The 12657-nt window shown below is 64.6% G+C and carries 17 protein-coding genes; 9 read left to right on the forward strand and 8 right to left on the reverse strand.

Annotated features, from left to right (window positions below):
* The 9 genes from ACFQ36_RS15825 to ACFQ36_RS15865 all read left to right on the forward strand — a co-directional run.
* Window positions 1-496, forward strand: a 496-nt coding sequence (locus ACFQ36_RS15825; RefSeq protein WP_377015239.1) for a prepilin peptidase, incomplete at its 5' end; no start/stop codon positions are given.
* A gap of 226 nt (window positions 497-722) precedes the next feature.
* Entirely contained in the window at window positions 723-923 is a 201-nt protein-coding gene (locus ACFQ36_RS15830; RefSeq protein WP_377015240.1) for a Flp family type IVb pilin, read from the forward strand.
* Between the two features lie 80 nt (window positions 924-1003).
* On the forward strand, window positions 1004-1384 hold the full coding sequence (locus ACFQ36_RS15835; protein WP_377015242.1) for a TadE/TadG family type IV pilus assembly protein: 381 nt from the start codon (window positions 1004-1006) through the stop codon (window positions 1382-1384).
* On the forward strand, window positions 1372-2391 hold the full coding sequence (locus ACFQ36_RS15840; protein ID WP_377015244.1) for a pilus assembly protein TadG-related protein: 1020 nt from the start codon (window positions 1372-1374) through the stop codon (window positions 2389-2391). The genes ACFQ36_RS15835 and ACFQ36_RS15840 overlap by 13 nt, the downstream gene beginning before the upstream one ends.
* Window positions 2392-2415: 24 nt before the next feature.
* Window positions 2416-3186, forward strand: a complete 771-nt coding sequence (gene cpaB, locus ACFQ36_RS15845; RefSeq protein ID WP_377015246.1) for a Flp pilus assembly protein CpaB — start codon at window positions 2416-2418, stop codon at window positions 3184-3186.
* Window positions 3186-4385: a CpaE family protein gene (locus ACFQ36_RS15850; RefSeq protein ID WP_377015248.1), complete on the forward strand. Its 1200-nt coding sequence runs from the start codon at window positions 3186-3188 to the stop codon at window positions 4383-4385. The genes cpaB and ACFQ36_RS15850 overlap by 1 nt, the downstream gene beginning before the upstream one ends.
* On the forward strand, window positions 4382-5851 hold the full coding sequence (locus tag ACFQ36_RS15855; protein ID WP_377015250.1) for a CpaF family protein: 1470 nt from the start codon (window positions 4382-4384) through the stop codon (window positions 5849-5851). Before ACFQ36_RS15850 ends, ACFQ36_RS15855 begins: the two co-directional genes overlap by 4 nt.
* Before the next feature lie 2 nt (window positions 5852-5853).
* The gene (locus ACFQ36_RS15860) at window positions 5854-6792 is read left to right on the forward strand and encodes a type II secretion system F family protein (RefSeq protein WP_377015251.1); all 939 of its coding nucleotides are present in this window, start codon (window positions 5854-5856) and stop codon (window positions 6790-6792) included.
* Window positions 6793-7007: 215 nt separating this feature from the next.
* The gene (locus ACFQ36_RS15865) at window positions 7008-7682 is read left to right on the forward strand and encodes a type II secretion system F family protein (RefSeq protein WP_377015253.1); all 675 of its coding nucleotides are present in this window, start codon (window positions 7008-7010) and stop codon (window positions 7680-7682) included.
* Window positions 7683-7799: 117 nt separating this feature from the next.
* Here the strand turns inward: ACFQ36_RS15865 and ACFQ36_RS15870 are convergent, their stop codons facing one another.
* The 8 genes from ACFQ36_RS15870 to ACFQ36_RS15905 all read right to left on the reverse strand — a co-directional run.
* Window positions 7800-8714: a tRNA pseudouridine synthase A gene (locus ACFQ36_RS15870; RefSeq protein ID WP_377015255.1), complete on the reverse strand. Its 915-nt coding sequence runs from the start codon at window positions 8712-8714 to the stop codon at window positions 7800-7802.
* 25 nt (window positions 8715-8739) lie between these two features.
* Window positions 8740-9339, reverse strand: coding sequence for a 50S ribosomal protein L17 (rplQ, locus tag ACFQ36_RS15875; RefSeq protein WP_377015257.1), 600 nt, complete (start codon window positions 9337-9339; stop codon window positions 8740-8742).
* 67 nt (window positions 9340-9406) lie between these two features.
* Window positions 9407-10417, reverse strand: a complete 1011-nt coding sequence (locus ACFQ36_RS15880) for a DNA-directed RNA polymerase subunit alpha (RefSeq protein WP_377015258.1) — start codon at window positions 10415-10417, stop codon at window positions 9407-9409.
* A gap of 189 nt (window positions 10418-10606) precedes the next feature.
* Window positions 10607-11008, reverse strand: coding sequence for a 30S ribosomal protein S11 (gene rpsK / locus ACFQ36_RS15885; protein WP_168484928.1), 402 nt, complete (start codon window positions 11006-11008; stop codon window positions 10607-10609).
* A gap of 48 nt (window positions 11009-11056) precedes the next feature.
* Window positions 11057-11431: a 30S ribosomal protein S13 gene (gene rpsM, locus ACFQ36_RS15890; RefSeq protein ID WP_377015260.1), complete on the reverse strand. Its 375-nt coding sequence runs from the start codon at window positions 11429-11431 to the stop codon at window positions 11057-11059.
* A gap of 158 nt (window positions 11432-11589) precedes the next feature.
* Window positions 11590-11703, reverse strand: coding sequence for a 50S ribosomal protein L36 (rpmJ, locus tag ACFQ36_RS15895; protein WP_005267758.1), 114 nt, complete (start codon window positions 11701-11703; stop codon window positions 11590-11592).
* A gap of 77 nt (window positions 11704-11780) precedes the next feature.
* A complete protein-coding gene (gene infA / locus ACFQ36_RS15900) occupies window positions 11781-12002 on the reverse strand; it encodes a translation initiation factor IF-1 (RefSeq protein WP_005267757.1) in 222 nt (73 codons plus the stop codon).
* Between the two features lie 171 nt (window positions 12003-12173).
* The coding region (locus ACFQ36_RS15905; protein ID WP_377015263.1) for a P1 family peptidase at window positions 12174-12657 on the reverse strand (484 nt) is incomplete at its 5' end.

The following is a 12657-nucleotide window of genomic DNA, read 5'->3' on the forward strand; positions in this document are numbered from 1 at the left end:
CGCCGGCGGGCTGCTGGCCTGGGCCTTCGGGCCCGTCTGGGCCCTGCCGGCCTTCCTGCTGCTGGCCGCCCTCGGGGTGCTGCTGGCCGCGATCGACATCCGGCACAAGCTGCTGCCCAACCGGCTGGTGGCCCCGTTCCTGCTCGGCGCCCTGCTCCTGCTGGGCCTGGCCAGCCTGATGACCGGCGCCTGGGACCGGATGCTGGGCGGCGTCCTCGGCGGCGCCGGACTGTTCGCCGTCTACCTGGCCCTGGCCCTGATCCGGCCCGGGGGCATCGGCATGGGCGACGTCAAACTCGCCGCCGCCGTCGGCCTGTACGCCGGCTACCTCGGCTTCGGCAGCTGGCTGTTCGTGCTGATGGGCGCCTTTCTGCTCAGCGCGGCGGCCGGCATCGCGCTCTTGCTGACCCGGCGGGCCACACGCGACTCGGAAATCCCCTTCGGCCCGGCCATGATCCTGGCCTCGGTGCTCGCCCCGGTCCTGATCTATTCATAGGCCTGACCGGCAGTACCCGGCTGCGTACCGGATCCTGCGGGCGCAGGTGCCTCCGCGGTGCCACGCGTAATTGCCGGCCGGTAATCGAGTACCTCCACTTATGGTGCGCACCCTGCTGCGGTGAATAGTTTGATTCCAACGAGGTCCACAGGGGCCAAGTTGGGGGTTCCGGACAGTCGGTCCGGGAGGTCTCTATTCACTTCACGCACCAGTAAAGGGGTCACTCATGCTCGCTCTCTACGCCACCCTCCAGACCTTCTTCGCCACCGCCACCGACCGCCTGAAGGGCGAGGAGAAGGGCGCCAGCGCGACGGAGTACGGCATCGTGCTCGCCCTCGTGGCCGTGGCCGTCGTGGGTGCGTTCACGTTCCTGCAGCCGCTCCTGGCGGCCCTGTTCGCCGATGTCCGGGCGACCGTTGGTATCTAAGTAGGGATTTCAGCAGTGGCTGGCGGGCGGAAACTACAGCCCGCCAGCCACTCCATTTCCTAATCGGGGAAGGCAGCCAAATGAAGAGCAAAAGGTTGCGGTCCGAGCGCGGCGCAGCGGCTGTCGAATTCGCCCTCGTACTGCCGGTCCTTCTCATCCTGATTATCGGTATTGCGGATTTCGGACGGGCGTTCTTTACCGAGATCTCGCTGGCCCAGGCCGCCCGCGAGGGTGCCCGGGTCATGGCGGTAACCAAAGATGCCGGCCAGGCAACTGCAGCAGCCATCGCTGCCGCACCGGGGCTAAACCCAGCCCTAGGTGGTGGAAACGTCGCCGTGCCGGGAAGCTGCGCTGCCGGCAGCCAGGTGACGGTGACAATCACATACAGCTACGCGAGCGTGACCGGATTCTTTGGGCCGATAAATTTGCAAAGCCGGGGGGCCATGCGATGCGGTGGGTAAGGAAGACAGCTGACAGCGAGCGCGGTGCGTCCGCCGTCATGGTCGCTTTCCTCATGACTGCGCTGCTTGGATTCGCCGCCATCGCCGTGGATGCCGGTGCTGTCTTTTGGGAAAAAGCCCAGCTTCAAAACGGTGCAGATGCCGCGGCTCTGGCAATTGCCCAAGACTGTGGAATGGGAAGCTGCGGGAACGTCAATGCGACGGCCCAAGGATTGATCAACGGCAATGCCCTGGACAACGTCAGCGGAGTAGAAGGCGTTTCTTTCCCGTCAGTTACGACAGTCAGGGTTCAAACCCTTGCCCAGGACGCCGGGACCGGCGCACCGGGACTGGCGACATTCTTCGCCCGTTTCCTCGGCGAGGACTCCGTGACTGTCCGCGCCGCAGCGGAAGCTTCGTGGGGCAGCCCAAGTTCGGGGACGTCGCTGCCTTGGACAATCGGCGAATGCGTGTTCAAGCAAAGCCTCTCACCGGCCCAGTTGGCCGAGCTCCAGAGCACTGGCAACTTCACCGGAAATCCGACCCCGACGCATCTGCTGCTGCGCTACGACGAGAACACACCGGACTATCCGGGCTGCGCCGCCCAAAACGGCTACGTCAGCGGAGGCTTCGGCTGGCTGGATATGGACGGGGGAACCTGTGAGGCACAGGTCGATCTCGCAGCAGGCGAGGCAGGCAACAACCCGGGCAATGATTTTCCTGGAGCATGCGAGCCTCAACTGGCCACACTTAAGGACCAGCCGATCCTGGTGCCGGTTTTCGGTACCTCATCGGGCAGCGGCCAACGTGCAACTTACCAGCTGACCGGTTTCGCCGCCTTCCAAGTAACTGGGTGGAAGTTCGGCGGTGGTCCTTCTCTGACAAGCCTTGATCCAGCGGCGCCGTCATGCACCGGAAACTGCCGGGGTATCCAAGGCTACTTCACCCGGTTCGTATCCCTGGAGGAAGGACTCAGCCTGGGAACCGGGCCAAATTTCGGGGGATCAATAGTCGCCCTGACCAGGTAATACCAATAGATTGGGGAATCTACAGTGAAAGCTCGCGTGCTGGGGGGCATAGCAGCGGCGCTGCTGGCGGTGATCGGAACAGTCCTGCTCGTAATCTACGTGCAGAACGCGGACCGCCGGGCGGCAGCGGGGATGCAACCCGTCGATGTACTAGTAGTCCAGAAGCGGATTCCGGCAGGCACACCGGTAGCGGAGCTCGGCAAATCCGTCAAAGTGGAATCCGTGCCGTCCGCGGCCGTGCCGGCTGGTGCCTTGGCTGCGCTCACGGACCAGAAGGGGAAGGTGACCGCCGTCGAGCTCCAGCCGGGCGAGCAGCTGCTCACCTCCCGTCTGGTGAACCGGAATGCGGCCACGGAACCGGGCACCGCCGCCGTACCGGAGGGCAAGCAGGAAGTCACCTTCCTGCTTGAGCCCGAGCGGATGATGGGCGGCCGTCTTGCCGCCGGTGACACCGTGGGAGTCTTCCTGTCATTCAAGACGGACGACAGTGTCCCATCGAACGCCGCAGTGAATCCACAGCTTCGCGGTTTCAAGGAATTCACCGACATGAAGTTCCACAAGGTCCTGGTCACGTCCGTGCAGCAGTCACCCGGCGCAGCTGGCAACAAGCCCGCGGGCCCGCAACAGGGCGCGGCTGCCTCCTCCGGTGCTGCCTTCGTCACCTTGGCGGTCACCGACAAGGAAGCATCCCAACTAGTGTTCGCGGCCGAATTCGGCAAGCTCTGGCTGTCCAAGGAACCTTCCACAGCCACCGAAAGCAATCCCCCTGTAAGCACTTTGGCGGAGGTCTTCTGATGAACCGCTTCCTTCTGATCACGGCCGCCGGGGCCTTCGAAACACGCCTGCGCCAGGCAGTGGCCGCCGGTTTCTCCGGTGCGGTGCAGGTCCTCCCACCGGAGGTCCTGAACGGCAGTCCGACAGCCGTCCTACCGGCCGATCCCGCGGAACTGCCCGAAGTGCTGTTCCTGGGACCGGGTTTGGAAACGGCCCGGGCGCTGGAGTTTGCCAAGGTGCTGGATTTGAAGCACCCCGAAATCAGCCTGGTCCTGGTCGCCGACTCCAGCCATGAACTGGTACTGGCCGCCATGCAGGCAGGGATCCGCGACATTATTTCCCCCGCTGCCGAGGACGGCGAGCTGCACCGGCTGTTGGAACGCGCCTGCCTGGCCGCCGCCAGCCGGCGACGCGGCCTGGCCATTGCGGCAGAACCCTTGGACTCTCCGGCCCGTGTCATCGCGGTCATGTCGCCCAAGGGCGGGGTGGGCAAGACCACTGTGGCAACAAACCTGGCCATCGGGCTCGGCAAGGTGGCTCCGCAGAACGTGGTGATCGTGGACCTGGACCTGCAGTTCGGTGACGTCGGTACCGGGCTCATGCTCGAACCGGAACATACCATCACCGATGCAGTGTATGGATCTGCAGTCCAGGACTCGATGGTCCTCAAGACCTTCCTGACACCGCATCCTGCAGGCATCTATGCCCTGTGTGCCCCGCGGACTCCTGCACACGCAGACCGCGTCACCGCCGAACATGTCAGCAGGCTCATTCGGCAGCTCACGCTTGAATTCAAGTACATTGTGGTCGACACCGCACCCGGCCTCGGCGAGCACTGCCTGGCCACCCTTGAACAAGCTACGGACGGAGTGTGGGTCTGCGGCATGGACGTCCCGAGCATCCGCGGGCTCCGCTCGGGCTTTAACATCCTGAACGAACTGGGACTGATGCCCCAGGGCCGCCACGTCGTGCTCAACTTCGCGGACCGGCGGTCCGGGCTGAGCGTCCAGGACATCGAGGCGACTATCGGGGTGCCGGTGGACGTGGTTGTCCCCCGCTCCCGCACCGTGCCGTTTTCGACCAATCGCGGCATCCCGCTGCTGCAGGACAACACCCGCGACTCGGCCACCAAAGGCCTGAGGCACCTCGTCCAGCGCTTCGACCCGGACCGGATTTCCGATATGCAGAAAAAGCTTCATCGAAGGGTGGTTGTCTCGTGAAACTCTCAGACCGGCTCGACGCGGTACGGGCACGCGAAGCCAGCTTCACCGAAGCAGAAGAACTGACCGCGCCCACCCGGGTACCGGCCATGACGCCGGAGGCAGCACCTGCGCCGTACATATCCGCGCCCCCGGGAGCGGCGACACCTGGCAGCGTTCCTGCCAGTACGGACCCGGTAACGGATGCCTTGGCTGGTCTGAAGGCGCGCGCGGGACAGACCCTGTTCGAGCGGATGGGCGGCAGGATCAGCGACTCCTCCGTTAACGAGGACGAGCTGAGCAAGCTTGCCCGGGAGGAACTTTCCTCCATCATCGATGACGAACAGGTGCCGCTGACGCCGCAGGAACGGCGCCGGCTCATCCGGGAACTGGCGGACGAAGTCCTGGGCTATGGCCCACTCCAGCGCCTGCTGGAGGACCCAAGCATCACCGAAATCATGGTCAACCGGCACGATCGCATCTACATCGAACGCCAGGGCCGGCTGCAGTTGACCAACTTCCGGTTCAGCTCCGAGGCGCATCTGCGCCGGGTCATTGAGCGGATCGTCTCCCGCGTTGGACGCAGGATCGACGAATCCTCTCCCTTGGTGGATGCCCGGCTGGCGGACGGCTCGCGCGTCAATGCCATTATCCCGCCGCTGGCCGTCAGCGGCCCCACATTGACGATCAGGAAGTTCAGCAAAGTTCCATTCACGGTCCAGAAGCTGATCGAGTTCGGGTCCTTGACGCCAGAGATGGCAGAACTGCTGAGCGCCTGCGTACGCGCCCGGCTGAACGTCATCGTCTCCGGCGGCACCGGTACCGGCAAGACAACACTGTTGAACGCGCTCTCCTCCTTCATTCCGGAAGAAGAACGCATTGTCACCATCGAGGATGCCGTCGAACTGCAACTGCTGCAGCAGCATGTAGTTCGGCTGGAAAGCCGGCCGCCCAACATCGAGGGCAAAGGCGCCATTGCCATCCGGGAACTGGTGCGTAACTCGCTACGCATGCGGCCGGACCGTATTGTTGTCGGCGAGGTCCGCGGCGGTGAGTCTCTCGACATGCTGCAGGCGATGAATACCGGCCACGACGGCTCGCTCTCAACCGTGCACGCCAATTCGCCGCGGGACGCTGTGTCCCGTCTGGAAACCCTTGTGCTGATGGCCGGCATGGACCTGCCGCTGCGGGCCATCCGCGAACAGATTTCCTCCGCCGTCGACGTGATTGTGCAACTGACCCGCCTGCGGGACGGGACCCGGCGGGTCACGCATGTGACCGAGGTCCAAGGCATGGAGGGGGACGTGGTGACACTCCAGGATGCGTTCGTCTTCGACTATTCGGCAGGGGTAGACCAGCATGGACGCTTCCTGGGCCGGCCTATCTCCACGGGAGTACGTCCCCGTTTCGTCGAACGTTTCACGGATCTCGGGATTTCCGTCCCACCGTCGGTCTTCGCCGCACCTGCGCCGGCCGGGAGGCAATGACCATGGCACCATGGATTCTTGCAGCTGCCCTGCTCATGGTGGGCGCGTCAATGATACTGTTCTTCGTCGTCGTTTTGAGGCCGCGAAGTGCAGATATTCCGTTGGCCCGGCGGCGGCCGAGCGGCGCTAAGCAGCTCTCCATCCTTTCCCGTTTCACCAATTCAGCGGTGAACACCGTAGATGGCTTCATGGGCCGCTCGGGCGGTTGGTACAGTCGACACGCTTTGTACAACGCAGGCGTGCACATGGCTCCGGCCGATTTCACTGTCCTGGTCATGGCAACAACGGTGGCAACAGGACTTATGGGCGGTTTCCTGACGAACCTCTTCATCGGCGTCCTGTTGGCTGCGCTGGTACCGCTGGTCGCCAAGCTGGCCCTCAGCGTGCTCTCCGACAGACGGCGGGCCAAATTCGACGCGCAACTACCGGACACCGTGCTGCTCATTACGGGCGGCCTCCGGGCCGGGCACAGTATCCTCAGCGCTTTTGATGGCGCCGCCCAGGAGTCCCAGGCCCCCATGTCTGAGGAGCTCGGACGCATCGTCAACGAGACGAGGCTGAACCGCGACTTAACAGAGGCGGTCACCGATTCGGCGACCCGAATGCGCAATGAAGACTTCGGCTGGATCGCTCAAGCGGTGGATATCAATCGGGAAGTTGGCGGCGACCTGGCCGAGGTACTGGATCAGGTGGGCGAGACCATCCGTGAGCGCGGACACATCAAAGGCCAAATCCGCTCCCTCAGCGCGGAGGGCAAGATCTCGGCCTACGTGCTAGGTGCCCTGCCCATCGGCGTGTGCCTGTTGCTGGCCATGATCAACCCCAGCTACATCGGCACCCTCACCCAGACCTTGATAGGAAACATCCTGATTGGAATCGGCATCTTCCTCCTGGGCTTGGGCAGCTTCTGGATGAGCCGCGTCATTAAGATCAAGTTCTAAGGCGGATAACCATGACTCTCACTGTCTGGGCGCTGGCAGCCCTCGTAGTCCTGCCCGCCGTCTACCTCTTCTGGTCCCTTCTTACGGTGGACCGCCGCTCCGGGCTGCTGATCCAAACCAACTTGGGCAGGGGAACCATAACATCCTCCGAAAAGTCCGTGAGCCGTCCACCCATTTTCCTCGGGACAGCCCGCAAAATCACTCCAAACGGCTATGTGGACAAGCTGGACAGGCTGCTGGCCAAGGCCGGACGGCCTATGTCCATGCCGTTGGAACGCATCCTCGTGGCCAAGCCTGCGCTTGCGCTGGCCGGTGCGCTTCTGGGAATCCTGGTGTTAACCCGCAATGCCGGCCCAGGCTGGGTTCTCTTTGCCGCAGGGGTCACTGCTTTTGGGTATTTCCTGCCGGATCTGCTCATGCACAACCGAGGTACCAGGCGCCAGCAGGAAATCGAGCTGGAACTGCCGAACATCCTGGACCAGATGCTGATTTCAGTGGAAGCCGGGCTGGGCTTCGAAACCGCGATGGCACGGGCCGGGCAAAGCGGCAAAGGCCCGCTGGCCAATGAACTCATCCGCACCTTGCAGGACATTCAGGTAGGACGCAGCCGGACGGAAGCATACCTGGCCATGGCTGATCGCAGCACCGTACAGGACCTGAAAACCTTTGTCCGGGCTATCGTCCAAGCCGATAAATACGGCATCGGGCTGGCCAAGGTCCTGCGGACCCAGGCTAAGGAAGCCAGGATCAGGCGGCGCCAGCGCGCCGAAGAGAAGGCCATGAAACTCCCCGTCAAGGTCCTCTTCCCGCTGTTGTTCTGCATCTTCCCGGTGCTCTTCATCGTCATCCTAGGCCCTGCCGTTATCAGCATCGTCAGCTCCTTCAGCTGACCAAAACGGCTGATCCCCAGACTGCCTGCGCCCTGCAAGGCGCAGGCACACGACGGCGGCCCCGGCTGGTGCCCCTTGACAAACCCGGCCGGGGTCGCCGACCTTTAGGCGCGGACGCTATTCGCGCATGGCCCGGGTCTGCTCGGCCCGCAGCGTCATTTCGTGGTCCTGCGGATACGCCACATGCTCGAGCACCAGCGGGTGGGGGGCCGCCAGCTTGGTCTGGGAGTCCCGGACCTGGGCCAGCAGCCGCTCGTGCAGCCAGTACGGGTTGTGCTCGGCGCCAACGACCAGGGCGGCACCGATCAGCGCCCGCACCATGTTGTGGCAGAAGGCGTCCGCCTGCACCGTGGCCGTGATCACGCCGTCGTGCCCGCGGACGAAGGAGAAGTGCTGCAGTTCGCGGATGGTGGTGGCGCCTTCCCGGGGCTTGCAGAAGGACAGGAAGTCGTGGATGCCGATCAGGCGCCCGGCCGCGTTGTTCATGGCCTTGTCGTCGAGCCGGTGGTCATGCCACAGGGTGGTGTGCCGGGTCAGCGGGTCCCAAAGCCCGGGCCGGTCCGCGATCCGGTAGCTGTACCGGCGCCACAGGGCCGAGAACCGCGCGTCGAAACCGGGCGGGGCGGGAACGGCGGAGCGGACCTCGATGGCCCCGGCCAGTTCCCGCAGCGGGGCCGGAGCCCCGACCCGGCCGCCGAGCACCTTGGACAGCACCCCGCGCATCCGGCGCACCAGCGCCGCACCGGGATCGATGTCCCGGCCGCGGGAGAGTGCCTGCCACTCCCCCGGCTCCAGGTCGAAGTGGACCACCTGGCCGCGCGCGTGCACTCCGGCGTCGGTCCGTCCCGCCACGGTCAACCGCACCGGCCGGCGGATCAGGACCTCCAGCGCCTCTTCGAGTGCGCCCTGGACGGTCAGATGGCCGGGCTGCACGGCCCAGCCCCGGAACGGTGCGCCGTCGTAGGACAGGTCCATGCGCACACGCAAAAGCCCGCCGTCCTGTGCGGGGACGGCGGGCTTTTGCTGAGGCATAGTCAGATTCTACCGATAAGAGGGACTACTTCTTCTCGGTGTCGGTCTCGTCGTCCTCCGGAGCCGCTTCGTCGGCCTCCACCGCGGCGTCCTCGGTGACCTCGGCAGCCTCGGTCTGGGTCACGTCGGCTTCCTCGGCGGCCGGAGCCTCGGCGGACTCGGCAGCCGGGGTCTCCTCGGCAGCCGGAGCGGCCGGAGCGGCCTTCTCCGTGGCCTTCTCGGCTTCCTTCACCACGGCCTGCTTCGCGGACACGGGCTCCAGCACCAGCTCGATCACGGCCATGGGGGCGTTGTCGCCCTTGCGGTTGCCGACCTTGGTGATGCGGGTGTAGCCGCCGTCGCGGTTGGCCAGCTGCGGCGCGATCTCGGTGAAGAGCTCGTGGATGATGCCCTTATTGGTGTTGGTGCGGGCCGAGATGGCAGCCTGCACCCGGCGGCGGGACGCCAGATCCCCGCGCTTGGCGAAGGTGATCAGGCGTTCGGCGTAGGGACGCAGGCGCTTGGCCTTGGTGACGGTGGTGGTGATGCGCTTGTGCTCGAAGAGCGACGCGGCCAGGTTGGCGAGCATCAGGCGCTCGTGGGCCGGACCGCCGCCGAGGCGCGGACCCTTGGTGGGCGTAGGCATTATGTATTCTCCTCAAATGGTGCCGCAGAACGCTCCAAAAGCGCCGGCGCGGCAGAATTCCTGCGGTTTAGAGTTCGTCGTCGCCGTAGCCGGCTTCGTCCTCTTCGATGGCAGCGGCACGCGCGGCCAGGTCGAACCCTGGAGGGGAATCCTTCAGGGACAGACCCAGTTCCACCAGCTTGGCCTTGACCTCGTCGATGGACTTGGCACCAAAGTTGCGGATGTCCATCAGGTCGGCCTCGGAGCGGGCCACGAGCTCACCCACGGTGTGGATGCCCTCGCGCTTGAGGCAGTTGTAGGAGCGCACGGTGAGCTCCAGGTCCTCGATCGGCAGGGCCATGTCGGCTGCCAGCGCGGCATCCGTGGGGCTCGGGCCGATCTCGATGCCTTCGGCGGCGGTGTTCAGCTCGCGGGCCAGGCCAAACAGCTCAACCAGGGTGGTTCCGGCGGAGGCGACGGCGTCGCGCGGCGCAATGGAATCCTTGGTTTCGACGTCGACGATCAGGCGGTCGAAGTCGGTCCGCTGCTCGACACGGGTTGCCTCAACCTTGAAGGTGACCTTCAGCACCGGCGAGTAGATCGAATCCACCGGAATACGGCCAATCTCGGCATCGCCGGACTTGTTCTGCGCTGCGGAAACATAGCCGCGGCCGCGCTCGATGGTCAGTTCGAGCTCGAACTTGCCCTTCTCGTTCAGCGTGGCAATGTGCAGGTCCGGGTTGTGGAACTCCACGCCGGCCGGCGGCGCGATGTCCGCGGCGGTGACGACGCCGGGTCCCTGCTTGCGCAGGTAGGCGACCACGGGTTCGTCATGCTCGGAGGAGACGGCCAGGTTCTTGATGTTCAGGATGATCTCGGTGACATCTTCCTTCACGCCCGGAACCGTGGTGAACTCGTGCAGCACACCATCGATCCGGATGCTGGTGACGGCGGCACCGGGGATCGAGGAGAGCAGCGTGCGGCGGAGCGAGTTGCCGAGGGTGTAGCCGAAGCCCGGCTCCAGCGGTTCGATGACGAACCGGGAGCGGTTATCGGCCACTACTTCTTCAGTAAGTGTGGGGCGCTGTGCAATAAGCACTTAGATTTCCTTTCAGCGAGCATCCGCTATATGACGCAACACGATTGGTGGAAAAGGACGGCCAGTCAGCCTTGGCCAGGCACGCCGATGCCGCCGCGAACGCACGGCAAGGGCCCTTCAGCCGCCGCAAGGATCCCGCAGCGAGCTGAAGGAATTCCGTACGGCGGCCGAAAGTTGCCTGAGGACCGACTAGACGCGGCGGCGCTTCGGGGGACGGCAACCGTTGTGGGCGCTGGGGGTGACGTCCTGGATGGAGCCGACCTCGAGGCCGGCGGCCTGCAGCGAACGGATTGCGGTTTCGCGTCCGGACCCCGGGCCCTTCACGAAGACGTCGACCTTCTTCAGGCCATGCTCCTGGGCGCGCTTGGCAGCGGCCTCGGCAGCCATCTGCGCGGCGAACGGGGTGGACTTGCGGGAGCCCTTGAAGCCGACTTCGCCGGCGGACGCCCAGGAAATCACAGCACCGGTCGGGTCCGTGATGGACACGATGGTGTTGTTAAAGGTGCTCTTGATGTGCGCCTGTCCAAGCGCAATATTCTTCTTATCCTTGCGACGCGGCTTGCGGACCGCTCCACGAGTCTTCGGGGGCATTGGTTCTCCTACTGCAAAGGTTTATGGGTAGCTAGCAACCGCTAAGTTTTAGCGGGCCTTCTTCTTACCGGCGACGGTGCGCTTCGGACCCTTGCGGGTACGGGCGTTGGTCTTGGTGCGCTGTCCGCGAACGGGCAGGCCACGACGGTGGCGGAGGCCTTCGTAGCTACCGATCTCAACCTTGCGGCGGATGTCGGCTGCCACCTCACGGCGGAGGTCACCCTCAACCTTGAAGTTGCCTTCGATGTAGTCACGCAGCTGCACGAGCTCGGCATCGGTGAGGTCCTTGACGCGAGTGTCCGGGCTGATCCCGGTCTCGGCGATGGTCTGCTCTGCACGGGTCTTGCCCACGCCGTAGATGTAGGTAAGCGCAATGACTACCCGCTTTTCGCGGGGAATGTCTACGCCAGCGAGACGAGCCATATTGGCGGTTCTCCTTGTGGTATCCGGAGGTCTGAAGCAGTGCGTCCCGGGTTACCGGGTCCCCGGCCTCCGTGCCCGGGGGTGTGCAGGAAAGCTTCCTGCTGCACTGCCTTTATGGAATTACTACGCGCGGGAAGCGCCCTGCGAAAGCAGGGAGCTTAGCCCTGGCGCTGCTTGTGGCGCGGGTTCTCGCAGATCACGATGACATTGCCCTTGCGACGAATCACCTGGCACTTGTCGCAGATCCGCTTGACGCTCGGCTGGACCTTCATGGTTTTCCTTTGCGTTGTTTGCAGTATTCAGTTCGCGTAACTACTTGGCGCAGCCTCCGGGGAGGCACACAAAGTCTTTACTTGTAGCGGTAGACAATACGGCCCCGGGAGAGGTCGTAGGGGCTAAGTTCCACCACAACCCGGTCCTCGGGGAGGATCCGGATGTAGTGCTGACGCATCTTGCCTGAGATGTGGGCAAGCACAACGTGCCCGTTGGTCAGTTCGACTCGGAACATCGCATTGGGCAGCGCTTCCTGCACAGTGCCTTCAATCTCAATGACACCGTCTTTTTTAGCCATAGCCTCCGCTAACGTCAGTAACCACCGCCGGGGCGGGGTTAGTGTTTGGGTTCTGATTGCCCGGCCCCGCAACTGGCGGCCGCAGGCTTCCGGGTTAATCCGGCTCGCGCGCCCGGAAAATGGGCACGGAGGCAGACACAACCAACAGTCAACTGTACTCCTGCGGTGCCCTTAAGTTAAATCGGGGTACTTTGCAAGTCTGACGGCGGAAGTTTCCACGGCCTCGGCATTCGCCACCGCGTCCAGGATGGCCAGCCGGACCGCCTCGGCCGCCAGCACCTGCAGCTGCAGCCGCGGATCCGCCGGCCCTTCGGCCGCCAAGGGCCGGGCGCAGGTGGCCAGGCAGAAGACGGCGTCGCCGTCCACCAGCGTGTGGGAGGGGTCCAGGGCGCGGGCCAGGCCGGCGTGGGCCGACGACGCCGTGCGCTTGGCTTCCGCCGGGTCCAGTACGGCGTTGGTGGCCACCACGCACAAGGTGGTGTTCAGCGGGCCGTGGTCTCCACGGGCCCGCTTCCCGCCCGTCCGGCCGCCGGGAAGCCGGCCGGGGACCACCGGTGCCCCGGCTGCATTGACCACCGCCAGCGCGCCGACCACAATCCCGGCATTCGCCCCCGCCATCGGCAGCGAGGCGGTGCCGACGCCGCCCTTGAACCGG

It is taken from the genome of Arthrobacter sp. GCM10027362, from assembly GCF_042679445.1.
Classification (GTDB): domain Bacteria; phylum Actinomycetota; class Actinomycetes; order Actinomycetales; family Micrococcaceae; genus Crystallibacter.